Annotated in this window: 17 protein-coding genes and 1 pseudogene; 4 read left to right on the top strand and 14 right to left on the bottom strand. The window is 74.9% G+C overall.

From position 1 onward, the window contains the following. Positions 1 to 12 precede the first annotated feature (12 nt). Both ectA and BJ961_RS26075 read right to left on the bottom strand, forming a co-directional pair. Complete coding sequence (gene ectA / locus BJ961_RS26080) at positions 13 to 525, bottom strand: diaminobutyrate acetyltransferase (RefSeq protein ID WP_271415228.1); 513 nt, start codon at positions 523 to 525, stop codon at positions 13 to 15. 329 nt (positions 526 to 854) lie between these two features. Beyond that, positions 855 to 1,982, bottom strand: a complete 1,128-nt coding sequence (locus BJ961_RS26075; protein ID WP_271415227.1) for a pyridoxal-phosphate-dependent aminotransferase family protein — start codon at positions 1,980 to 1,982, stop codon at positions 855 to 857. Between the two features lie 178 nt (positions 1,983 to 2,160). Here BJ961_RS26075 and BJ961_RS26070 point away from each other — a divergent pair, with 178 nt between their 5' ends. From BJ961_RS26070 to BJ961_RS26060, 3 genes are all read left to right on the top strand, one after another. Continuing rightward, positions 2,161 to 2,667, top strand: coding sequence for a hypothetical protein (locus BJ961_RS26070; protein ID WP_271415226.1), 507 nt, complete (start codon positions 2,161 to 2,163; stop codon positions 2,665 to 2,667). A gap of 43 nt (positions 2,668 to 2,710) precedes the next feature. Then, entirely contained in the window at positions 2,711 to 3,802 is a 1,092-nt protein-coding gene (locus BJ961_RS26065; protein WP_271415225.1) for an amidohydrolase family protein, read from the top strand. Positions 3,803 to 3,988: 186 nt separating this feature from the next. Continuing rightward, positions 3,989 to 4,945 (top strand): SCO1860 family LAETG-anchored protein, encoded by a 957-nt coding sequence (locus BJ961_RS26060; protein ID WP_271415224.1) that lies wholly within the window; start codon positions 3,989 to 3,991, stop codon positions 4,943 to 4,945. A gap of 525 nt (positions 4,946 to 5,470) precedes the next feature. Here the strand turns inward: BJ961_RS26060 and cobC are convergent. Genes cobC through cobM form a run of 5 tightly spaced genes read right to left on the bottom strand, consistent with a single transcriptional unit; the run spans position 5,471 to position 11,261 of the window. Further along, entirely contained in the window at positions 5,471 to 6,565 is a 1,095-nt protein-coding gene (gene cobC, locus BJ961_RS26055; RefSeq protein ID WP_271415223.1) for an Rv2231c family pyridoxal phosphate-dependent protein CobC, read from the bottom strand. Continuing rightward, complete coding sequence (locus BJ961_RS26050) at positions 6,537 to 7,454, bottom strand: sirohydrochlorin chelatase (protein WP_271415222.1); 918 nt, start codon at positions 7,452 to 7,454, stop codon at positions 6,537 to 6,539. Before BJ961_RS26050 ends, cobC begins: the two co-directional genes overlap by 29 nt. Then, positions 7,451 to 9,220, bottom strand: coding sequence for a precorrin-3B C(17)-methyltransferase (gene cobJ, locus BJ961_RS26045; protein WP_271415221.1), 1,770 nt, complete (start codon positions 9,218 to 9,220; stop codon positions 7,451 to 7,453). Before cobJ ends, BJ961_RS26050 begins: the two co-directional genes overlap by 4 nt. After that, positions 9,217 to 10,452 carry a precorrin-6y C5,15-methyltransferase (decarboxylating) subunit CbiE gene (gene cbiE / locus BJ961_RS26040; protein ID WP_271415220.1) on the bottom strand — a complete coding sequence of 412 codons (1,236 nt, stop codon included), beginning with the start codon at positions 10,450 to 10,452 and terminating at the stop codon, positions 9,217 to 9,219. The genes cobJ and cbiE overlap by 4 nt, the downstream gene beginning before the upstream one ends. Continuing rightward, positions 10,449 to 11,261 carry a precorrin-4 C(11)-methyltransferase gene (gene cobM, locus BJ961_RS26035; RefSeq protein ID WP_271415219.1) on the bottom strand — a complete coding sequence of 271 codons (813 nt, stop codon included), beginning with the start codon at positions 11,259 to 11,261 and terminating at the stop codon, positions 10,449 to 10,451. Before cobM ends, cbiE begins: the two co-directional genes overlap by 4 nt. Before the next feature lie 95 nt (positions 11,262 to 11,356). Between cobM and BJ961_RS26030 the strand changes: the two genes are divergently transcribed. Further along, positions 11,357 to 12,085, top strand: coding sequence for a ZIP family metal transporter (locus BJ961_RS26030; protein ID WP_271415218.1), 729 nt, complete (start codon positions 11,357 to 11,359; stop codon positions 12,083 to 12,085). A 32-nt stretch (positions 12,086 to 12,117) separates the two neighbouring features. Here the strand turns inward: BJ961_RS26030 and cobI are convergent, their stop codons facing one another. From cobI to BJ961_RS25995, 7 genes and pseudogenes are all read right to left on the bottom strand, one after another. Further along, on the bottom strand, positions 12,118 to 12,867 hold the full coding sequence (gene cobI / locus BJ961_RS26025; RefSeq protein WP_271415217.1) for a precorrin-2 C(20)-methyltransferase: 750 nt from the start codon (positions 12,865 to 12,867) through the stop codon (positions 12,118 to 12,120). Further along, on the bottom strand, positions 12,864 to 14,372 hold the full coding sequence (locus BJ961_RS26020) for a cobyrinate a,c-diamide synthase (RefSeq protein WP_381159968.1): 1,509 nt from the start codon (positions 14,370 to 14,372) through the stop codon (positions 12,864 to 12,866). Before BJ961_RS26020 ends, cobI begins: the two co-directional genes overlap by 4 nt. After that, positions 14,366 to 14,965 carry a cob(I)yrinic acid a,c-diamide adenosyltransferase gene (cobO, locus tag BJ961_RS26015; RefSeq protein WP_271415216.1) on the bottom strand — a complete coding sequence of 200 codons (600 nt, stop codon included), beginning with the start codon at positions 14,963 to 14,965 and terminating at the stop codon, positions 14,366 to 14,368. The genes BJ961_RS26020 and cobO overlap by 7 nt, the downstream gene beginning before the upstream one ends. Beyond that, a pseudogene (locus BJ961_RS26010) lies at positions 14,965 to 16,976 on the bottom strand (putative cobaltochelatase). The gene cobO and the pseudogene BJ961_RS26010 overlap by 1 nt, the downstream one beginning before the upstream one ends. After that, positions 16,973 to 20,626, bottom strand: a complete 3,654-nt coding sequence (gene cobN, locus BJ961_RS26005) for a cobaltochelatase subunit CobN (RefSeq protein ID WP_271415215.1) — start codon at positions 20,624 to 20,626, stop codon at positions 16,973 to 16,975. The pseudogene BJ961_RS26010 and the gene cobN overlap by 4 nt, the downstream one beginning before the upstream one ends. Beyond that, the gene (locus BJ961_RS26000) at positions 20,623 to 22,131 is read right to left on the bottom strand and encodes a cobyric acid synthase (RefSeq protein WP_271415214.1); all 1,509 of its coding nucleotides are present in this window, start codon (positions 22,129 to 22,131) and stop codon (positions 20,623 to 20,625) included. The genes cobN and BJ961_RS26000 overlap by 4 nt, the downstream gene beginning before the upstream one ends. After that, positions 22,128 to 23,093 (bottom strand): cobalamin biosynthesis protein, encoded by a 966-nt coding sequence (locus BJ961_RS25995; protein WP_271415213.1) that lies wholly within the window; start codon positions 23,091 to 23,093, stop codon positions 22,128 to 22,130. The genes BJ961_RS26000 and BJ961_RS25995 overlap by 4 nt, the downstream gene beginning before the upstream one ends. Between the last annotated feature and the right edge of the window lie 7 nt (positions 23,094 to 23,100).

Raw genomic sequence — 23,100 nt, 5'->3', positions numbered from 1 at the left:
CCGGACGGCCGGTCAGCCGGTTGCGGTCAGGGGACCTATGCGGTAGAGGACCTCGGGCTCGTGCGGACCGTCGGGGAACACGTCCGTGTCGAACAGCACCTCGCGCTCCAGCCGGGCGCCACGACGCTCGGCGAACGAGGTGAACAGCCGCTGGGAGGCCGTGTTGTCGGGGGAGATGGTGGTCTCCAGCGTGGTCAGACCGCGTTCCGCGACGGTCCGCTCGGCCAGCCCGTCGAGCAGGGAGGCGGCGAGCCGGCGCCCGCGGTACGCCGCGTCCACCGCCACCTGCCACACGAGCAGGGTGTCCGGACGGTCCGGACGTACGTATCCGGTGACGAAGCCGACCGGCTCACCGCGCTCGTCGCGGGCGACGGCCGACGTGGCGGCGAAGTCCCGGCACCAGAGCAGATAGCTGTAGGACGAGTTCAGGTCGAGGACCTCGGAATCCCTCGCTATCCGCCACAGGGCGGCCCCGTCGGCCACTCTCGGACGATCGATTTGCAGGTCTGCTTGCGCGGCAGTCATGCAAATTGAATTTACCCAGGGAAATTCGAAATTGCATCGCCGGATGGGGTTACGAATGGACGCCCCATGTGTTATCACGCGGGCGCGTGCTGCCGCGCGAGACGGCGGCGTTATGAGAGGTTTTGTGCGGGATACATGCCGCAAAACGGGCAGCATGTGGATCGGGTCACAATCGCGTAACCCGTGCGAGACGTGTCCGAAATGTGAAGATCGGGACTCGTGAAATCTTTGTGTTTAGGTCCGGGGAAAGCGGGCAGAAGAATACGGGAAGCTGCGCTGAGTGGAATTCCTAAATTCTGCTTGTGTGAGCTTCGGGAATTCCCTCGAATTCATCCTTCCGAAAGGCCGGTGCCGGCCGGCCGCTCCCACGCCTCCTCGACGGCCCGCCGAGCGGCCTCCAGGTCGGCCTTCAGCCCCCGCTCGGCCAGCGCGGCACCCAGTGCCGCCAGGCAGCCCTGCACCGCCCCGCGCGTCGCGTCCGGACCGTAGTGGTTGACCCGGATCATCTCGCCCGCCAGCGCGCCCCCGCCCGCCGCCAGCGGCAGCGCCGGGTCGGACTCCAGGGCCCGGGCCACCAGCGCGGACGCGTCGACGTCCGACGGCGTCCGCAGCGTCGTCGCGACCGGCGCCGCGTCCCTCGCCTCGTACACGTACGGCTCCAGGCCGCCCAGCGCGAGCGCGCCCGCCCGGGTCGCCGCCGCGGCCGACGCGTGCCGCGCCATCACCGTGCCGGCGCCCTCCGCCTCGAAGCGCTCCACGCACGCCTGAAGCGCGAGCATCTCCAACTGCGCCGGCGCGTGCGGCAGCGCCTTGCGCCCGCCGTCGATCCAGCGCTCCTTCCAGTCGAGGAGCGACAGGTACGACCGGCGCGGGGCGTTCGGGTTCGCCGCCATCCGCGCCCACGCCCGCTCGCTCACCGACACCGCCGACACCCCGGCCGGGCCGCCCATCGCCTTCTGCGCGCCGATCACGCACAGGTCCACGCCCCACGCGTCCGGCAGCACCGGCTCCGCGCCCACGGAGGCCACCGCGTCCAGGTAGAACAGCGCGCCGTGCGCCCGCACCACCTCGCCGACCTCCGCGACCGGGTTGGTGTTGCCGGTCGCCGCCTCGGCGTGCACCAGCGACACGAAGTCGATCTCCGGGTGCTCGGCGAACGCCCGGCGGACCTGCTCGGCGGAGACGGCCGCGTGGAACGGCACGGCGAGGTCGTGCACGGTCGCGCCGCAGTCCCGCAGCCAGTTCCCGAAGGTCTGCCCGTAGGGCCCCGTGACGATGTTCAGCGCGACGGTGCCCGGACCTGCGGCGGCGCGGATCGCGCCCTCCAGCGGCAGCAGCGCCTCGCCCTGCATGACCACCACGTCCTGCGCGGTGCCCAGCAGACGCGCGACCCGGTCCTCGATCGCGGCGAAACGGCCGGCGCTCAGCGGGGCGAGATCCAGGAAGGGATGGGTCACGGCGGTGCTCTCTTCAGTAACGGCAGGTGCGCGGCGCGGGTACGTCGCGTATGGAGTCGAGAGTAACCACGGCCCCCGCCGTCACTCGCGCCGGAGGGCTTCCGTTGCGACACCCCCACGCCCGGAATTGTGGCTTCCGCCACAGCCGGGTGGGTGCCGGACTGATGGACTTGCGCCCGTGCCCGCTCTGCTGCTGCTCGTCCTCGTCGCGCTGGTGACGGCCGTCGTCCTGCGCCGGGGCGCCGGCACCTACCCCCGCCGCCCCGTCGCGGCGGTCCCGGCGGCGGCCGTCGCCGGGCCGCGCGGACCGGGGGCGCCCTTCCGGATCCTCGCCGGGGCCGCCGGCGGCGCCGCCGTCCTGCTGTACCTCTGGGGCGCGCTGTGCGTCGGGCTCGCGGTCATGCAGGCCGAGGACGGCGGCGCGGGCTCCTCGCCCCCGCTGCCCTGCCGCGCCGGGGTGTCCCCGGAGCTGTCCGGGACGGTCGTCGGCCATTCCGCCTCCTACCTGCCCTTCGGCTTCCGCTGCGAGACCCTCGACGGCGACGGCTACGCGTCCGCCGACATCCCCGGCTACCTCAACCCCGGCGTCGCGGTCCTGGCGCTCACCGCCGTCGGCGGCGCCGTGGCGGCCGGGTTCGCGACCGAGCGGCAGGCCCGCGCCGCGGCCCGCGGTGACGGCCGGTGACCGGGCCGCGAAGAGCCCCGGGCCCCGGTCTAGGGTGCGGGGCATGAGCGATCGCGCGGTGCTGCACGTGAGGGGACGGGTGCTCGTCGGGCCGGAGGAGGTCCGGGACGAGTTGTGGGTGGTCGACGGCCGGATCTCGTACGACCGCCCCGCGGGCGCCGCCGACGTCCGCACCGTCGAGGGGTGGGCGCTGCCCGGCCTGGTCGACGCGCACTGCCACGTCGGCCTGGACCAGCACGGGGCCGTCCCCGAGGACGTCGCCGAGAAGCAGGCGCTGACCGACCGGGAGGCGGGCACCCTCCTCGTCCGCGACGCGGGCTCGCCCTCCGACACCCGCTGGATCGACGACCGCGAGGACCTCCCGAAGATCATCCGGGCCGGCCGGCACATCGCCCGCACCCGCCGCTACATCCGCAACTACGCCTGGGAGATCGAGCCCGAGGACCTCGTCGCGTACGTCGCCCAGGAGGCCCGGCGCGGCGACGGCTGGGTGAAACTCGTCGGCGACTGGATCGACCGCGACCTAGGCGACCTGTCGGCCTGCTGGCCGCGCGGCGCCGTCGAGAAGGCCATCGCGGAGGCCCACCGCCTCGGCGCCCGCGTCACCGCGCACTGCTTCGCCGAGGACTCCCTGCGCGACCTGGTCGAGGCCGGGATCGACTGCGTCGAGCACGCCACGGGGCTCACGGACGACACGATCCCGCTCTTCGCCGAACGCGGCGTCGCCATCGTGCCCACCCTCGTCAACATCGCCACCTTCCCCACGCTGGCCGCCGGTGGCGAGACCCGGTTCCCGCGCTGGTCCGCCCACATGCGCCGGCTCCACGAACGCCGCTACGACACCGTTCGGGACGCCTACGACGCGGGTGTCCCCGTCTTCGTCGGCACGGACGCGGGCGGCGCCCTGGCGCACGGGCTCGCCGGGGCCGAGGTCGCGGAGCTGGTCACCGCGGGCATCCCGCCCGTCGAGGCCCTCGCCGCGACGACCTGGGCCGCCCGGCGCTGGCTCGGCCGTCCCGGCCTGGACGAGGGGGCGCCCGCGGACCTGGTGGTGTACGACGAGGACCCGCGCGCGGACGTGCGCGTGCTCGGCGCTCCGCGCCGGGTGGTGCTGAACGGACGGGTCGTCGGTTAGCCGACAGGAGTGACGTCGGGGAACGTCCGTGCGAGAGGAATCGAAAGGGTTCGCCAAAACCTCACGAAGGGGTGAAGTGCCCCGGGTTCGCTGACGGTTCGGCGGGTGCGGGGACATTCTGTGCGGGTCCCGAGCACATCGCTCATGCGTGCCCCGCACGCATGTCTCACTGGGGGTCCCACCACCTTGAACGGCAACACCTTCCGCATGCCCGCACGCCGTCTCGCCACCGTCGCGGCGGCCACGGCACTGGCCGCGGGCCCCGCGACGCTGGCCGGCGCGGGCTCGGCCCACGCGACCGGCGACCACGGCCGTGCGAGCGCCACCGTCCTGCGTACCGGGCTCGACGTCTCCCTGCTCAACAAGACCGTGAACGTCCCGCTCGCGGTCACCCTCAACGAGGTGCAGGCACCCGAGAGCGCCGAGAAGACCGCGCTCACCGCCCGGCTGGACGGCGTCGACGGCGGGAAGCCCTTCAGCGTCCTGCGCGCCGACGTCGCCGAGGCGAAGGCGACGGCCACCGCCGAGAGGAGCGAGGGCTCGACCACGCTGGCCCGCGCCCGGCTCCACGTTCCCGGGCTGCCGCTGCTGTCGGTGATCGAGGTCCAGGAGGTCACCTCCACGGCGACCTGCGAGGCGGGGAAGCAGCCCGTCGCCGACGCCAACCTGCTGGGCCCGGTGACGGTCCTCGGCAAGAAGGTCACGCTCACCACCGGCGGGACGACGGACGTGAAGGTGCCCGGCGTCGGCGAGGTGCGGCTCGACCTCTCGAAGGAGAAGACCACCTCCCGCACGGCCGCCGCGACGGCGCTCGAACTCAAGGTCTCCGTCAACCCCCTCGACCTGAACGTCGCCGAGGTCGAGGGCACCGTGACCCTGGCCGGGGCGACGTGCGAGTCCCCGGCCGCCCCCGCGGACGAGGCCGGGCAGCCCCCGGCGAAGGCCGACGCGCCCCCGGCCGACCAGGATGCCGAACCCGCCGCCGGACCCGCGGCCGACGTGAAGGCCCAGGGTGCCCGCACCGGGACCGACCTGGCCGAGACCGGCGGCAGCTCGTCGACCCCGTACCTCGCGGCCGGTGCCGCGGCCCTGGTCCTGGCGGGCGGCGGGGCACTGCTCCTGACCCGCCGCAGGCGAGGCTGACGGGGCAGCCGGCCGGAGGGGAGTTTCCGGACGGGGAGCCTGCCGGAGAGAGCCAGCCGGGCGGGATGCCGATTGGAGGCAGCCGCCCGGAGGGGGAGCGCGGCCGAGGGGGCTGGAGGGGGCCGGCTGGAGGCAGAGTTTCCGGACGGGAAGCCGTCCGGAGGGGAGCGAGGGGGACCGCCCGGACGGGAAGCCGTCCGGAGACGGTGTCGGCCGGAGGGAGCCGTCCGGAGGCGGAGCCGTACGGATGGGGAGCCGTGCGGAGGATGAGCCGTGCGGATGGGGAGCCGTGCGGAGGATGAGCCGTGCGGAGGGGAGGCCGTGCGGAGGGGGAGCGAGGGGGACCGCCCGGACGGGAAGCCGTCCGGAGACGGTGTCGGCCGGGGAGGGAGCCGTCCGGAGACGGTGGCGGCCGGAGAGGGAGCCGTGCGGAGGAGGAACCGCCCGGACGGGGAGCGGCCGAGGGCGGCCGGGGGGACCCGCGCCCTCAGGCCGCCAGGCCGCCTGGTCGGGCGGCCGGTTCCGTCACCGCACCGCCCGCTCCAGCGCCCGCAGGAAGCCGTCCGTCGTCGCCCGGTCCCGCACCGCCAGGCGCAGCCAGTCCGCGCCCAGCCCCGGGAACGTGTCCCCGCGCCGCACCGCGTACCCGAGGCCGCGCAACCGGTGCCGTACGGCGGCGCCGTCCGGAACGCGGAGCAGGACGAAGGGACCCTCGGCCGGTGCGACGACCCGGAGCCCGGCGTCGGCGAAGCCCGCCAGCCCGGCGACGAGACGGTCCCGGTCGGCGGCGACGCGGTGGGCGGCGTGGGCGGCCTCCGCCAGCGCCCGCGGCGCCACGCACGCCTCGGCGGCCGCCAGCGCGGGCGTGGACACCGGCCACAGCGGCTGGGCGCGCTCCAGTTCACCGATCGTCCCCGGGTCCGCCAGGACGTACCCGATGCGCAGCCCCGCCAGCCCCCACGTCTTGGTGAGGCTGCGCAGGACGACCAGGCCGGGCACGTCCGTCCGCCCGGCCAGCGCCTCCCGCTCACCCGGCACCGCGTCCATGAACGCCTCGTCCACGACCAGCGTCCGCCCCGGCCGGGCCAGCGACGCGAGTACGCCCGCCGGGTGCAGCACCGAGGTCGGGTTCGTCGGGTTGCCGACCACCACCAGGTCGGCGTCCCGGGGCACGGCCGCCGGGTCGAGCCGGAAACCGTCCGCCTCCCGCAGCAGCACCCGGTCGACCGTGTGCCCCGCGTCCCGCAGCGCCGCCTCCGGCTCGGTGAACTGCGGGTGCACCACGACCGGCCGGCGTACCTTCAGCGCCCGCGCCAGCAGCACGAACGCCTCCGCCGCGCCCGCCGTGAGCAGCACCCGTTCCACCGGCAGCCCGTGCCGCGCCGCCACCGCCGCCCGCGCGGCCCGCCCGTCCGGGTAGGCGGCGAGCGAGCCGAGCGAGGCGGCGACGTGCTCGCGCAGCCAGGCCGGGGGAGTGTCCGCGCGGACGTTCACCGCGAGGTCCACCAGCGCCGAACCGTCGTCGCGCACCTCGGCGTCCCCGTGGTGTCGCAGATCGGGTCCCCGCGGCTCGGCGTGCGGCCCCTGGGCCTCAGCGGGCGGGGGAGTGTGCGTGTCCATGCCCGTGATGGTGCCCGTGGTGGTGGTCGCCGTCGTCGTCGGGGTGGAAGTGCGGCTGCTGCGGCAGCCCCACCTTGTCCTCGAACCCCGGCAGCGCGATCCGGTACACGCAGCTGTCGCAGTTCATCCGCAGGTCGCCGCCGACGGCCTCCTCGTACCGCTCCCACACCAGGTCGAGCAGCTCCGGCTCGGGGCCGATGACGTCCGCCGACCGCACCTCGGTCTCCGGGTGCGCGGCCGCCCACTCCTCGGTCTGGTGCCGGACCCGGTCCGGAAGGATCCCGGTGAACAGGAAGTACGGCAGCACGACCACCCGCCGGGCGCCCAGCCGCACGCACCGCTCCAGACCGCCTGGCACGTCCGGCTGCGCCAGCGACACGAACGCCGTCTCCACGGCCGCGTACCCGCGCCCCTCCCACATCAGCCGCGCCGCCTTGAACACCTCGGCGTTGGCGTCCGGATCCGTCGACCCGCGCCCGACCAGCAGCACGGTCACCTCCGCCGGGTCCCAGGCCGGATCGACCGCCGCCGCCAGACGCCGCTCCAGCACCCGCAGCAGCGCCGGGTGCGGGCCCAGCGGGCGTCCGTAGGTGTACGTGATGCCGGGGTGGCGCTCCCGCTCGCGGGACAGCGCCGCCGGTATGTCGCCCTTGGCATGCCCGGCCGACACCAGCATCAGCGGCACCGCGGCGAACCGGCGCACACCGCGCTCCACCAGTTCGGCGACCGCGTCGCCCAGCGGCGGCGGGGACAGCTCGATGAAGCCGCCCGCGACGGGCAGTTCGGGGTGGCGTCGGCCCAGCTCGCGCACGAAGTCGCGGAACGCCTCGGCTCCGGCCTCGTCCCGGGTGCCGTGTCCGGCGATGAGCAGGGCGGGCGGGGTCCTCACAGGGTCTCCTCGGGTTGCTCGGATGCGAACGTCCCGGACCCCGAGGCCCGGGAGGAAGGGGCAGGGGAGCGGCGGGTCGCCGGGTCCTCCTGCCAGCGGTAGCCGCGCGGTGTCACCATGCGCCCGGAGATCTCCCGGGTCGCGGTGTTGCCCACCGTCACGACGGTCATCATGTCGACGGTCGCCGGATCGAGCGCGGCGAGCGTGGACAGGCGGCTGGACTCGTCGGCGCGCGACGCGTTGCGCACCACACCCACCGGAGTCGACGGTTCCCGGTGCTCCGCGAGGATCGCCAGGGCCTTGGGCAACTGCCAGTCCCGGCCCCGGCTGCGCGGGTTGTAGAACGTCACGACGAGATCCGCCTCGGCCGCCGCCCGCACCCGCCGCTCGATGACCTCCCACGGCGTGTGCAGGTCGGACAGGCTGATCGACACGTGGTCGTGGCCCAGCGGTGCGCCCAGGATCGCCCCGGCCGCCAGGGCCGCCGTCACGCCCGGCACCCCGACCACGTCGATGTCGTCGGACGCCTCGGCCAGCGCGGGCGAGGCCATCGCGTACACCCCGGCGTCCCCGCTGCCGATCAGCGCCACGGCATGCCCGCGCCGCGCCTGTTCGACCGCCGTCCGGGCCCGCTCCTCCTCCGCGCCGAGCCCCGACTCCAGCACCCGCGTGCCGGGCCGCAGCAGATCGCGGATCTGGTCGACGTACTGGTCGAGACCGACCAGCACCGACGCCCGCCGCAGCTCCGCCCGCGCCCGCGGCGTCACCAGGTCCCGGGCACCGGGCCCGAGCCCGACCACCGCGAGCCGCCCGCGCCCCGGACGCCGTACGACCGCGCAGGTCGCCCTCGCGGGCGCCGCCGCCGACTTCCGCTTGGGCACCAGGAGTTCACCCCCGCCCACCAGCGCCGCCGCCTCCGCGACCGACGGGGTGCCCACGGCCGCGAGCGGCGCGTCGGAGGGGTTGGGCACCTCCACGCCCGCCAACGCGTCGGCCGGGTACGTCACCAGGGGCACGCCCAGCCGCTCGGCGGCCCCGACGATCCCCGGCTCCTCCGCCTTGGCGTCCACGGTGGCCAGTTCGGCGACCGACGCGGCGGACAGTCCCGCCTCGCGCAGGGTGTCCCGGACCAGCCCGAGCACCTCCCCGACCGGCGCCCCCCGGGAGGCGCCGACCCCGACGACCAGGGACGGCGGACGCAGGACGACCTCGCCCCCGGCCGGCTCCACCGCGCGGTCCGTCACCCGGACCGCGTACGCCGCGTCGGCCCCCTCCCGCGCCACCCGCAGCGGCGGCAGCGGCCACGCCACCTCGGCGCGCAGGGCCACCGGCACGCCGTCCAGCAGCGCCCGCGACACCCCGGCGACGTCGCCCTCCACGGGCAGTCCGAGCGTGTCCAGGCCGGCCAGCCCGACGGCGTCGGTCGCCGTCGTCACCACCGGCTCCGCGCCCAGCACCTCGCCGACCGCACGCGCGAGTCCGTTGGCGCCGCCGCCGTGCCCGCCGACCAGCGACACGGCGAACCGGCCGCCCTCGTCGACGCACACCACACCCGGGTCGGTGCGCTTGTCGTCCAGCAGCGGCGCCACGAGCCGGACCACGGCGCCCGTGGCCAGGAAGCACACGATCCGGTCGCACTCGGCGAACGCGGTCCGTACGGCGTCCGCGACGGGACCCCCGTACACCCGCGTGCGGTCCGGCCACGCCGCGGCCAGCCGGTCCCGCGCCGCCGCTCCCGCCGCCGTGGCGGAGATGAGGCCGATCAAGGGGAAACTCCTTCGGTACGGCCGTGCGGCCTGACGCCCCACAGCAGGAAGACGGGATTGGCGGCCGCCAGCCGGGTCACGTCCCCCGGCAGCGGCGCCAGCCGCGACGACTGCAGCAGCACCCCGTCGCACACGAGCCCGGCGCCGAGCAGCGCCTCGCGGGCCGCCGGCACCCGGTCGAGCGCGGCCACGGCGACGACCACGACGCGCCGGGCCCGCCGCGCACACGCGGCGACGATCGCGGGCAGCTCGCGCCCGCCACCGCCCACGAACACGGCGTCGGGGTCGTCCCCGAGGCCGGACAGGACCGCGGGCGCCGCCCCGTGCACCACCCGCACGTCGACGCCGTGCGCGGCGGCGTTGGCGCGGACCCGCCCGACCCCGTCCGGCGTCTTCTCGACGGCGGTGACGGCGGCACCCAGCCGCGCACACTCCACGGCCACCGACCCGGAGCCCGCGCCGACGTCCCACACCAGGTCGCCGGGGCGCGGCCCGAGCCGCGCCAGCGCCAGCGCCCGCACCTCGAACTTGGTGATCATGGAGTCGCGGTGGGCGAACTCCGCCTCGTCCAGCGCCCACCCCGCGGGCCCCGGCCGCGGCCCCGCCACCGCCCGCACCGGCCCCAGCGCCCGCGCCTCGTCCAGGCACAGCACCACGCTCACCGCCGCACCCCAGTCGCGTACGGCCGCCTCGGCGGGCGTCACCCGCTCCACCCGCTCCTCGGCCGAACCCAGCGCGGAGGCGACGACGAACACCCGCCCGTCGGACCCGAGCGCGTCCCCCAGCTCCGCGGGACCGGCCCCGGGACCGGTCAGCACGGCGACCTTCGGGTGCGCCCGGCACAGGTTCACCGCCCTCCGCAGGTCCCGCCCGTGCGCGCTGGCCACCACGGCGTCGTCCCACGGCAACCCGGCCCGCGCGAAGGCCGCCGCGACGGACGACACCCCGGGCCGCACGTCCAGCCGCTCCCGACCGAACCGCTCCGCCAGCACCCGCACGATCCCGAAGAACCCCGGATCACCGGAAGCCAGCACGGTCACCGGCCGCCCCTTCGCGACGTACTCCGCGACCGTGTCCAGCGCGGGCGCCAACGCCCCCAGGACGACCGTCCCGGCCCCTGCCGGCAGCCGTACGGCGTCCAGGTGCCGCCGCCCGCCGACGACCAGCTCCGCACCGTCGGCCACGTCCTCGGGCAGCGGGGAGCCGGTCCCCGCCCCGACCACGGTGATCACGTGCTCGCACCCCGCGAGCGCAACTCACGGCGTGCCTCGGGGTCGGCCTTGCGATAGCCGTGGAAGTGCCCCGGGTGGTACAGGTGCGAGCGGGTGCCGTGCGCGTCGAGCGCCGGGCCGACCAGGAACAGGGTGTGCTTCCAGAGCCGGTGCTCCTTGACCGTCTCCTCCAGCGTGCCGATCGTGCACCGCACGACCAGCTCCTCCGGCCAGGTGGCCTGGTAGGCGACGACGACCGGCGTCTCGGTCGGGTAGCCGCCCTCCAGCAGCTCCCGCACCAACTGGCCGCTGCGCGCCGCCGACAGGAAGACCGCCATGGTCGTGCCGTGCTTCGCGAACTCGCGGACCTCCTCCCCGGGCGGCATCGGCGTCTTGCCCCCGCCGAGCCGGGTGAGGATCACGGACTGCGCGACCTCGGGAATCGTCAGCTCCCGCCCGGCGAGCGCCGCGACCGCGGAGAACGCGGAGACACCGGGCACGATCTCGGTCGCCACGCCGATCTCCGCGCATCGGTCGAGCTGCTCCTGCGTCCCGCCCCACAGCGCCGGGTCCCCGGAGTGGATGCGGGCCACCCGCAGCCCCTCCGCCCGCGCCCGCCGGTAGACGGCGACCACGTCCTCCAGCGACAACGTCGCCGAGTCCAGCACCTCGGCACCCTCCCGCGCGTGCTGGAGCACCTCCGCCTGGACCAGGCTCGCCGCCCAGATCACCACGTCCGCCTCGGCGATGGCACGCGCCGCACGGAACGTCAGTAGATCGGCGGCGCCGGGACCGGCACCGACGAAGGTCACCTTGGCCTCGGAATCCATCGTTTTCGGTCCTCTCCTGTGCATCCTGCGCATATTTACTGCGGTTGCTGCTGTCGTACGCGCGTGAACGCGGGGTGATCGGATACCAAGGGCCCATGGCGGTCTTCGTCGCGCTCGGCGCGTTCCTGATGACGCTGGCCGGCGGCTGGACGGCGCAGCGCGTGACCGACCGGCGCCACCTGGTCCTGGGCCTGGCCGGCGGCCTCATGCTGGGCGTCGTCGGCCTCGACCTGCTGCCCGAGGCCCTGGAGGCGGCGGGCGACGAGGTGTTCGGCGTGCCGGCCGCACTGCTGCTCTTCGTCGCCGGATTCCTGCTCGCGCACCTCGTGGAACGCCTGCTGGCGGCCCGCCGCGCCGCACACGGCGGCGACGAGCACGGCGGGCGCTCGCCCGAGGTGGGCCTGACGGCCGCCGCCGCGATGGTCGGGCACAGCGCGATGGACGGCGTGGCGATCGGCGCGGCCTTCCAGGTCGGCGGCGGCATGGGCGCGGCGGTGGCGATGGCCGTGATCGCCCACGACTTCGCGGACGGCTTCAACACCTACACACTGACCAGCCTGTACGGCAACGCCCGCCGCCGCGCCATCGCGATGCTGGTCGCCGACGCGATCGCCCCCGTCCTCGGCGCGGCCTCCACCCTGCTCTTCACCATCCCCGAGGGCGCGCTCGGCGCCTATCTCGGTCTCTTCGGCGGCGTGCTCCTCTACCTCGCCGCGGCCGAGATCCTGCCCGAGGCCCACCACGAGCACCCCGCCCGCTCGACCCTGCTGTGCACGGTCGCGGGTGCGGCGTTCATCTGGCTGGTGGTCGGCATCGCCGACTGAGCGCCGCGAGCCGCACCCGTCGTCACGGGCGCTCACAGCTTCCCGCCCCGCCCGCCCTCGCGCCGGGCGGGTGCGATCAGCGTCGACAGATACGGCAGCGGCGCCCCGTCCAGCTCGCCGGCCGGCCGCACCGACTCCTCCGGCAGCCCCAGCGCCGACCCCCACACCGCGTCGTCCAGCCGCCCGCTCTCCCGCAGCGCCTCGGCCACCTCGGCGGCCTGCCGGCCGAACTTGTACGCGACGACCGTGCCGGGCCCGTGCAGCGCCTCCTTGAGCACCGCGGACCCCGCGGTGACCGGCACCAGCGTCAACGGCTCGGTGCCCTCCGTCAGCACGGCCCCCGACCGCGCCGCGAGATCCTGCATCGCGGTGATCCCCGGCACGGTCTCCACGACCGTCCCCGGCACGAGCGCGCCGACGGTCTGCGCGAGGTAGGTGAAGGTCGAGTACACGTTGGGATCCCCGATGGTCGCGAAGGCGACGGCGGCATGCTCCCGCAGCAGCCCGGCCACCCGCTCCCCGGCCGCGTCCCAGGCCGCCTCGCGCCGCGCCCGGTCGGCGCGCTCGTTCAGCGCGAACACCACCCGTACGACCTTCTCCGCGCCCACGTAGTGCAGCACGGTCGCCTCGGCGCGGCCGCGCTCGCCGCCGTCCCTCCCATCGGGTGCGGCCATCACCGGCACGACCACCGCGTCGGCGTCCCGCAGCGCGTTGACGCCCTTCACGGTCACCAGCTCGGGGTCCCCGGGCCCGACTCCCACCCCGATCAGCCTGCTGCTCATGACGTCCGGCACCTCTCCACGAACCGACGGGCGACACCGGGCTCGGCCGCCCAGTGCGTGTGCAGATAGCTCGCGTGCACACCGCGCTCCACGAATCCCTCGACGCGCCGCTCCGGCGCCCGCATCCCCCAGGCCGGCGCCGCCCCGGCCCCCGGCTCCACGACCGTCCGGTGGAACTCGTGCCCCCGCATCCGCGTCCCCGCGACGGCCAGCGAACTGTCGGACACGGCCACGGCGTCCCGGTAGCCCAGCGTCAGCCGCTCCGACATCCGCGCGGAGGCGTCCAGCACCCCGCACATCGGCAACCCGTCCAACTCCCGGCACAGGTACAGCAGCCCCGCACACTCGGCGGCGACGGGAGCCCCGCTCAGCGCCAGCTCGGCGACGGACTTCCGCAGCCCCTCGTTGGCGGACAGCTCGGAGGCGTACACCTCCGGGAACCCGCCCCCGATGACGAGCCCCGCGGTCCCCTCGGGCAACTCCTCGTCCCGCAACGGATCGAACGGCACGACCTCGGCCCCGGCGGCGGCGAGCAGCTCGGTGTGCTCGGCGTAGGAGAACGTGAAGGCGGGCCCACCGGCCATGGCGACCTTCACACCCCGGCCGGCGCCCTCCGGCCCGCCCGGCGCTTGAGGACCAGGCCGTCCAGGCCGAGGGCGGGGGTCTGGGGGCGCTGCCCCCGGGGACGGGACGGGAAGGCGCGGCGGGGGCGAGGAAACCAAGGCCTCACCCGCATCCCAAGCCGCACAACCCAAGGGCCCCGCACTCCGCGCCAGCCGGACCAACGCCTCCAGATCGCACCCGCCCGCGACCTGCGCCGCCATCGCGTCAACGGCGTCCACCGCCGCACCGCGCCGCTCCGCAACCGGCACCAGGCCCAGATGCCGCGACGGCACGTCGACCCGCGGCGCCCGCCGCAACACCCCGAGGACCGGCACCCCGACGGAGTCCACCGCCTCCCGCAGCAGCGCCTCGTGCCGGTCCGACGCGACCTTGTTCAGGATCACGCCCCCGATCCGCACCTCCGGGTCCCAGGACACGAACCCGTGCACCAGCGCCGCCACCGACCGCGACTGCGACGACGCGTCCACGACCAGTACCACCGGCGCCCGCAGCAGCTTGGCGACCTGCGCGGTGGAGGCGAGTTCCCCCTCGCCCGCCGCCCCGTCGTACAGCCCCATCACACCCTCGACGACGGCGAGGTCGCACCCGCGCGCCCCGTGCAGGAACAGCGGCCCGACCAGCTCGGGCCCGCACAGATACGCGTCGAGGTTCCGCCCCACCCGCCCGGTGGCGAGCGCGTGGTAGCCGGGGTCGATGTAGTCGGGCCCGACCTTGTGCGGGGACACGGTGAGCCCGCGCGCCGTGAGCGCGGCCATCAACCCGGTGGCGACGGCGGTCTTGCCGCTGCCGGACGAAGGCGCGGCGACGACCAGCCGGGGAACGGCCGAGCCGGCGGGACCGACGGAGCCAGCAGGACCGACGGAGCCGGAGGACGTCACCACTCGATGCCCCTCTGCCCCTTCTGCCCCGCGTCCATCGGATGCTTGACCTTGGACATGTCGGTGACGAGATCGGCGCACTCCACCAGCGCCCCGGGCGCGTTCCGCCCGGTGATCACGACATGCTGGGTCCCGGGCCGCTCGCGCAGCACGGACACCACCTCGTCGGTGTCGACCCACCCCCAGTGCATCGGATAGGCGAACTCGTCCAGCACGTACAGCTTGTACGTCTCGGCGGCCAGGTCCCGCTTGACCTGCTCCCAGCCCTCGCGGGCCTTCTCCTCGTTGTCCAGCTGCGCGTCGCGCTGGACCCAGGACCAGCCCTCGCCCATCTTGTGCCAGGCGACGGACCCGCCCTCGCCGCTGGCGCCCAGCACCCGCAGGGCGTTCTCCTCGCCGACCTTCCACTTGGCCGACTTGACGAACTGGAACACCCCGATCGGCCACCCCTGGTTCCAGGCGCGCAGCGCCAGCCCGAACGCGGCGGTGGACTTGCCCTTCCCGACGCCCGTGTGCACCACGACCAACGGACGGTTGCGCCGCTGACGGGTCGTCAGCCCGTCGTCCGGTACGACACTCGGCTTGCCCTGCGGCATTACGCGGCCCTCCTGCTGCCCTGCACGTCCTTCACGAGACCGGCGATCGAGTCCGCCCGCAGCTCGTCCAGCGTCACCGCCGTACCGCCCAGCTCACCCGCCAGCCGCCCGGCGAGCCCGAGCCGCACGGGACCCGACTCGCAGTCCACGACCACCGAGGCGACCCCGTCGGCGGCGAACAGCCGCGCCGCGCGCCCCGCCAGCGCGACGGGCTCGGGGCCGCCGGTGGCCCGCCCGTCCGTCACCACCACGACCAGCGCCCGCCGGGCCGGATCCCGCAACCGCTCCACCCGCAGCACCTCGTGGGCGCGCAGCAGCCCGGCGGCCAGCGGCGTACGCCCCCCGGTCGGCAGCGACTCCAGCCGCACCGCCGCCGCGTCGACCGACGACGTCGGCGGCAGCGCCACATCGGCCGCCGAACCCCGGAAGGTCACCAGCCCCACCTTGTCCCGCCGTTGGTACGCGTCCAGCAGCAGCGACAGCACGGCACCCTTGACGGCACTCATCCGCTGCCGCGCGGCCATCGACCCGGAGGCGTCGACGACGAACAGCACGAGATTCCCCTCACGCCCCTCCCTCGTCGCCTGCCGCAGGTCGTCCCGGCGCACCACGAGCCCGGGCCCGCTGCGGCCCCGCGCCCGCTGGTGCGGCGCGGCGGCCTGCACGGTCGCGGCCAGGTGCAGCTTCGTCAGCGCGCCCGCGGCCGCCGGGCGCCCGTCGTACGCCCGTGCTCGGTCCGCGCCCGTGAACGCCTCCCGGCGGCACCCTGACCCAGCCCCGGCACGCTCAGCACCTTGGTGCGGAACGGCTCGGCGGCACGCGCGGGGGACTGCTCACCGGCGCCGCCGGAAGGCTGCGGCTCGCCGCCCTCCCCGGCCTCGGGACGCGCGGCGGCATCCCCGTCGCCCTGCGGTGCGTCGTCGGGCTCCGGCTGCCCACCGGGACCGCCGTCGGGACCCGGATCGGGGTCGTCGTCCCCGTCCTCGCCCTGACCGTCCTGCCCGCCGAACTCCTCGAGCGTCTCGTCCAGTTTGTCCTCGTCAAGGCCCGGCGCGTCGAACGGATTGCGCCGCCGCCGGTGCGGCAGCGCCAGCAACGCCGCCTGTCGTACGTCCTCCGCGAGGACCTCCGTCCGCCCGGCCCACGCCGCCAGCGCGGTCGCCGTCCGCGCCATCACGATGTCGGCCCGCATGCCGTCCACATCGAAGGCCGCACAGGTCGCCGCGATCTGCCGCAGCGCCCCGTCGCCCAGCCGCACCGTCGGCAGCAGCTCCCGCGCCGCCACGATCCGCGCCCGTACGGCGGCCTCCTCGTCGGCCCAGCGCTCGGCGAAACCGGCCGGGTCGTCGTCGTACGCCAGCCGGCGCCGGACGACCTCCACCCGCTGCTCGGGCTCGCGCGAGGCGGCGACCTCGACGGTGAGTCCGAAGCGGTCCAGCAGTTGGGGACGCAGTTCACCTTCCTCGGGATTCATGGTCCCGACCAGCAGGAACCGCGCGGCGTGCCGCACGGAGACGCCCTCGCGCTCGACGTAGGAGGCGCCCATCGCGGCGGCGTCCAGCAACAGGTCCACGAGGTGGTCGTGGAGCAGGTTGACCTCGTCGACGTAGAGGATCCCGCGGTGCGCGTCGGCGAGCAGGCCGGGCTCGAACGCCTTCACGCCCTCCGCCAGCGCCCGCTCGATGTCGAGGGCGCCCACCAGCCGGTCCTCGGAGGCCCCGACGGGCAGCTCGACCATCCGCGCCGGACGCGAGGCGAAGGCGCCCGGCTCGTGCGGGCCGTCCGGGCAGGCGGGGTCGGGGGAGTCGGGGTCGCAGGAGAAACGGCACCCAGAGACGACGTCCACCTCCGGCATCAGTGCCGACAGCGCCCGCACGGCCGTGCTCTTGGCGGTGCCCTTCTCACCGCGCACCAGCACACCGCCGACGCTCGGTGAGACGGCGTTCAGCAACAGCGCGAGCCGCAGGTCGTCCTGGCCCACGACGGCCGTGAACGGGAACGGGGTACTCACTTGTCGTCGCCCTCCAAGTCGCCTTCGAGCTCCAGATAGGTGGTGCGCAGCCGCTCCAGCGTCTCCGCGTCCGGCTCCGCCCACAGCCCCCGGTCGGCGGCCTCCAGGAGCCGCTCGGTGATGCCGCGCAGGGCCCAGGGATTGGACTTCTTCATGAAGTCCCGGTTCTCCGCGTCGAAGACGTACTCCGCGCTGAGCTTCTCGTACATCCAGTCGTCCACCACCCCTGCCGTGGCGTCGTAGCCGAAGAGGTAGTCCACGGTGGCCGCCATCTCGAAGGCGCCCTTGTAGCCGTGCCGCCGCATCGCCGCCATCCAGCGCGGGTTGACCACCCGCGCCCGGAAGACTCTGTGCGTCTCCTCGCTCAACGTCCGCGTCTTCACCTGGTCGGGGGTGGCGGAGTCGCCCACGTACGCCTCCGGGCTCTCGCCCGTCAGATGGCGCACCATGGCGACCATGCCGCCGTGATACTGGAAGTAGTCGTCCGCATCGGCGATGTCATGTTCACGCGTATCGACATTCTTCGCCGCCACCGCGATCCGCCGGAACGCCGTCTCCATGTCCCCGCGCGCCGCCCGCCCGTCGAGCCCCCGCCCGTAGGCGTAGCCGCCCCACACCGCGTACACCTCGGCCAGGTCCGCGTCGCTGCGCCAGTTGCGGGCGTCGATCAGCGGCAGCAGACCCGCCCCGTACGCGCCCGGCTTGGAGCCGAAGATGCGGGACGTCGCCCGGCGCCGGTCGCCGTGCTCGGCGGTGTCCTCGTCGGCGTGCGCCTTCACGAAGTTGGACGACGCGGGCTCGTCCAGCTCCGCCACCGCCCGCACCGCGTCGTCGATCAACCCCACCACGTGCGGGAACGCGTCCCGGAAGAACCCGGAGATGCGCACCGTGACGTCCACGCGCGGCCGGCCCAGCTCCGCCACCGGCACCACCTCGAAGCCCGTCACCCGGCGCGACGCGTCGTCCCACACCGGGCGGCAGCCCAGCAGCGCCAGGATCTCGGCGATGTCGTCGCCCTGGGTACGCATCGCGGACGTGCCCCACACCGTGAGGCCGACCGACCTCGGGTACTCGCCCGTGTCGTTCAGGTACCGCTGGATCAGCGAGTCCGCCAGCGACTGGCCGACCTCCCAGCTCAGCCGGGACGGGATCGCCTTCGGGTCGACGGAGTAGAAGTTCCGGCCGGTCGGCAGGACGTTGACCAGGCCGCGGGTCGGGGAGCCCGACGGCCCGGCCGGGACGTAACCGCCGTCCAGGGCCCGCAGGATGTGTCCGATCTCGTCCGTGGTCCGGGCGAGGCGCGGTACGACCTCGGTGCAGGCGAACTCCAGCACCGCGACCGCGTCGGACAGTTCGGTGCCGAGCACGTCGCGGACCAGACCCGGGACGGCCACCGCGTCCCACGCCCGCAGCTCCATGCCCTCCGCGAACCGCCGGCACAGCTGCTCCAGCAGATCGATCGCGTCGGCCGCCGACCGCGCAGGGCCGTCCACCAGGTCCGTCAGCTCCACCGGCACCTTCACGGGGGCGCCGGGTTCGGCCAGCAGCTCCTTCTCCACCAGCCCGAAGCGCTCGGCCAGCGACGCCCTGAGGCCCGGCAGCGCGTTCGCCTGCCCGCCCCACACCTGCGAGGCGCGCAGCACCGCGAGGACGAGGTTGACGCGCGGCTCGCCGACCGGGCCGCCGCCCAGGATGTGCAGGCCGTCGCGGATCTGCACGTCCTTGATCTCGCACAGGTAGCCGTCGATGTGCATGACGAAGGAGTCGAAGGCGTCGTCGTCCGGCTGGTCGTCCACGTGCAGGTCGTGGTGGAGCTCGGCCGCCTTGACCAGCGTCCAGATCTGCGCGCGGACCGCGGGCGCCTTCGTCGGGTCCAGGTCGGAGACGAGGGCGTACTCGTCGAGCAGCTGCTCCAGCTTGGCCAGGTCGCCGTAGGTGTCCGCGCGCGCCATCGGCGGGACGAGGTGGTCGACGACGGTGGCGTGGCCGCGCCGCTTGGCCTGGGTGCCCTCGCCGGGGTCGTTGACGATGAACGGGTAGATCAGCGGCAGGTCGCCGAGGACGGCGTCCGGTGCGCAGCCCGAGCTCGACCCCAGGCCCTTGCCCGGCAGCCACTCCAACGTGCCGTGCTTGCCCATGTGCACGATCGCGTCGGCGCCGAAGCTGTTCTCCAGCCAGCGGTAGGCCGCCATGTAGTGGTGCGAGGGCGGCATGTCCGGGTCGTGGTAGATCGCGATCGGGTTCTCCCCGAAGCCGCGCGGCGGCTGGATCATCACCACGACGTTCCCGAACCGGAGCGAGGCCAGCACGATGTCGTCGCCGTCGACGTACAGCGAACCCGGCGGCTCGCCCCACGCCTCCCGCATGCCGTCCCGCAGCTCCGGGTCCAGCTTCTCGAACCAGGCCCGGTAGTCGGCCAGCGGCACCCGCGCGGGAGCGGCGGCCAGCTGGTCCTCCGTCAGCCACTCCACGTCGTGGCCGCCGGCCTCGATCAGCCGGTGGATCAACTCGTCGCCCTCGGACGGGTATCCGGTGACCCCGTACCCCGCGTCCCTGAGCGCGTCCAGGACCCGCACGGCCGACGCCGGGGTGTCGAGACCGACGGCGTTGCCGACGCGGGAGTGCTTGGTCGGGTACGCCGTGAAGACCAGCGCGACCCTCTTGTCGGCGTTCGCCTTGTGGCCGAGCGCCGCGTGCCGTACGGCGATCCCGGCGACCCGCCCCGCCCGCTCCGGGTCGGCGACGTAGACCGGGACCTCGTCCGGCCCCTGCTCCTTGAAGGAGAAGGGCACGGTGACCAGCCGCCCGTCGAACTCCGGGATCGCGACCTGCATCGCCGCGTCCATGGGGGAGAGCGCGGCGTCCGACGCCTCCCAGGCGGCCCGGGAGGAGGTCAGGCAGAGCCCTTGCAGCACCGGCACGTTCAGGTCGGCCAGCGCGCCGATGTCCCAGGCCTCCTCGTCACCGCCCGCCGAGGCCTGCGAGGCGTGCGTGCCGCCGGCCGCGAGGACCGTGGCGACCAGGGCGTCGGCCCGGCCCAGCAGCCCGTACAGCCCGGGGTCCGCGTCGCGCAGCGAACCGCAGTACACCGGCAGGGCGTTGGCGCCGCGTGCCTCGATCGCGTCGCACAGCGTGTCGACGAACGCGGTGTTGCCGCTCAGCTGGTGGGCCCGGTAGAAGAGCACGCCGACCGTGGGGCGGCCCTCGGTGAAGAGGCGCTCGCCGTGGACGCCGTACTCCGGCATCTTCTCCGGCTCGTCGAAGCCCTCGCCGGTCAGCAGCACCGTGTCCGACAGGAAGCGGGCGAGTTGGGTGAGGTTGTCCGGGCCGCCCTCGACCAGGTAGCGCAGCGCCTCGGCCACCACCCCGGCCGGGACCGACGACTCGGCCATCAGCTCCGCGTCCGGCACGCTCTCGCCGCCCAGCAGGACGGTCGGGATCCCGGCGGCCCTGAGCGCGGCGAGCCCGTCCTCCCAGGCGCGCTTGCCGCCGAGCAGGCGGACGACGGCGAGGTCCGCGCCCTCGACCAGGCCCGGCAGCTCCTCGCGGACGTCGACCCGGGTCGGGTTGCCGATCCGGTAGGCGGCGTCCGACGCGCGGGCCGCCAGCAGGTCCGTGTCGGCGGTCGACAACAACAGCACTGTGCTCATGCGGGCGCTCCCGGTGGAATGAAGGGCAGTCCTTGCGGCGCGCCGGACTCGATGAGCCGCCACAGCGCGTCCGTGTCCGCGTGGTGTTCGATCAGGTCGCCGAGCCGGTCGAGCTGCTCCTCGCGCAGCGCGGCGAACGAGGTGTCGGGAGCCGGCACGAAGCGGCGGCCCGCGGCGGCGGCCACCTCGCGCAGGAACGCCCGCCGGAAGCCGTCCGACTCCAGCGAGCCGTGCCAGTGCGTGCCCCAGGTCTGGCCGACCCGGCAGCCGTCCAGGAAGGGTGTGCCGCCGGTCACCTCGGCCACCCCGTGGTGGATCTCGTACCCCTCGACGCGCTCGCCGAGGGCCTCGCCCACCGGCCGGGTGAGGGTCTTCTCGCGGGCGAACCGCACCCGCACGGGCAGCAGTCCGAGGCCGTCCACGTGCCCGGCGCGGGACTCGACCTCGTCCTCGATGTGCTCGCCGAGGACCTGGAAGCCGCCGCAGATGCCGAGCACGGGCCGCCGCTCGGCCACCCTGCGCGCGATGGCGTCCGCGAGCCCCCGCTCCCGCAGCCACTCCAGGGCCCGTACCGTCCCGCGCGTCCCCGGCACGATCACCAGGTCGGCGTCGGCCAGTTCCTCCGGACGGTCCACGAACCGCACCACGACACCGGGTTCGGCGGCCAGCGCGTCCACGTCCGTGAAGTTGGACATGAGCGGGACCGCGCAGACGGCGACCCGCAGCACGTCCTCGCCGACCGGCGGCGCGACGACCGACTCCCGCACCGTCCCGCGCAGGGAGACCCGCAGCCCGTCCTCCTCGTCGATGCCGAGCCCGTGCCGGAAGGGCAGTACGCCGTACGTCCGCCGCCCGGTGAGACCGTGCAGCATCTCCAACCCGGGCTCCAGGAGCGAGACATCACCCCGGAACTTGTTCACCAGGAACCCGGCGACCAGTGCCTGGTCCTCGGGCGCCAGCAGCGCCACCGTGCCGAAGAAGGAGGCGAAGACGCCCCCGCGGTCGATGTCGCCGACGACCAGGACGGGGAGTCCGGCGCCCCGGGCGATCCCCATGTTGACGATGTCGGTGCGGCGCAGGTTGATCTCGGCCGGGCTGCCCGCCCCCTCGCAGATCACCGCGTCGTACGTGCCGCGCAGTGCGGCGAGCGAGTCGAGCACCGTGCCGAGCAGCCGCTCCTGGCGCCCGCCGTGGTAGCCGCGGGCGCTCATCTCGCCGACCGGCCTGCCGAGCAGCACGACCTGGCTGCTGCGCTCCCCGCCGGGCTTGAGCAGCACCGGGTTCATGTGCGCGGTCGGCTCCACCCGGCACGCCTGGGCCTGCATGGCCTGGGCCCGGCCGATCTCGGCACCCTCGCGGGTCACGAAGGAGTTCAGCGACATGTTCTGCGCCTTGAAGGGCGCGACCTTGACGCCCTGGCGCACCAGCCAGCGGCAGATCCCGGCGGTGACGACGCTCTTGCCCGCGTCGGAGGTGGTACCGGCGACGAGCAGGCCACCGTTCACGACGTACGTCCCTTCCCGGCGATGCCGTGCGCGAGCAGCCGCGCGCCCGCGCACACGCCCAGCGCCAGCCAGCCCACGCGCCGCGAGAGGCGCACGGCCCGGTCGATGTCGCCGGAACCGGCCCGGACGGCGCGTCCCGCCGCCCCGTTGAGGACGGGCCGGTGCTCCACCCGCCCGCCGTAGGAGAGCGTCCCGCCGAGCCGCACGCCGAGCGCGCCCGCGAACGACGCCTCCACGGGCCCGGCGTTGGGGCTCGGATGCCGCCCGGCGTCCGCACGCCAGGCGCGTACGGCGCCCCGCGGATCGCCACCGGCCGCGGTGGTCAGTACGGCGGTCAGACGGGCGCCCGGCCAGCCCGCGAGGTCGTCCAGGCGGGCCGAGGCCCAGCCGTAGCGGCGGTACCTGGCGGACTTGTGGCCGACCATGGCGTCCAGCGTGTTCACGGCCCGGAAACCGAGCAGTCCCGGGACTCCGGCCACGGCGCCCCACACCAGGGCGCCCACGACCGCGTCCGAGGTGTTCTCGGCGACGGACTCCACGACGGCCCGGGCGATCCCGTCGGCGTCCAGCGCCTGCGGGTCCCGCCCGCACAGGTGCGGCAGCCGCGCCCGCGCCGCCTCGACGTCCCCCGCCTCCAGGGCCCGCCCGATCGCACCGGCCTCCCGGGCGAGCGACGTGCCGCCGACCACCGCCCAGGTGGCCGCGCCCGTCAGTACGACGGAGACGGCGGGAGAGCGGCGTACGGCCCGCGCGGCGGCCGAGCCGAGCGCGGCGGCGCCACCGGCGCACACGACGGTGTGCAGCGCGCCCCACCCCCGGTGGTCCCGCCACAGCACCTGTTCCACGGCACCCGCGGCACGGCCGAACGCGGCGACCGGGTGTCCGCGGCGTGGATCGCCGAGGAGGAGGTCACCGAGAAGACCGGCGGCGGCGCCGTACGCGAAGACGCGTCCGGCACGCACGGCTCAA

The organism is Streptomyces lienomycini (assembly GCF_027947595.1).
GTDB classification, from domain to species: Bacteria; Actinomycetota; Actinomycetes; order Streptomycetales; family Streptomycetaceae; genus Streptomyces; species Streptomyces lienomycini.
The sequence above is the reverse complement of the archived record's forward strand: the minus strand, read 5'-3'. Positions and strand labels throughout refer to the sequence as shown.

Coding starts and splice junctions, on each gene's coding strand:
- BJ961_RS26065 (WP_271415225.1), top strand. CDS start 2,711: ATGAGCGATCGCGCGGTGCTGCACGTGAGGGGACGGGTGCTCGTCGGG.
- ectA (WP_271415228.1), bottom strand. CDS start 525: ATGACTGCCGCGCAAGCAGACCTGCAAATCGATCGTCCGAGAGTGGCC.
- cobN (WP_271415215.1), bottom strand. CDS start 20,626: ATGAGCACAGTGCTGTTGTTGTCGACCGCCGACACGGACCTGCTGGCG.
- cobI (WP_271415217.1), bottom strand. CDS start 12,867: ATGAGCAGCAGGCTGATCGGGGTGGGAGTCGGGCCCGGGGACCCCGAG.
- cobM (WP_271415219.1), bottom strand. CDS start 11,261: ATGGATTCCGAGGCCAAGGTGACCTTCGTCGGTGCCGGTCCCGGCGCC.
- BJ961_RS26030 (WP_271415218.1), top strand. CDS start 11,357: ATGGCGGTCTTCGTCGCGCTCGGCGCGTTCCTGATGACGCTGGCCGGC.
- cobC (WP_271415223.1), bottom strand. CDS start 6,565: ATGGACACGCACACTCCCCCGCCCGCTGAGGCCCAGGGGCCGCACGCC.
- cobO (WP_271415216.1), bottom strand. CDS start 14,965: ATGCCGCAGGGCAAGCCGAGTGTCGTACCGGACGACGGGCTGACGACC.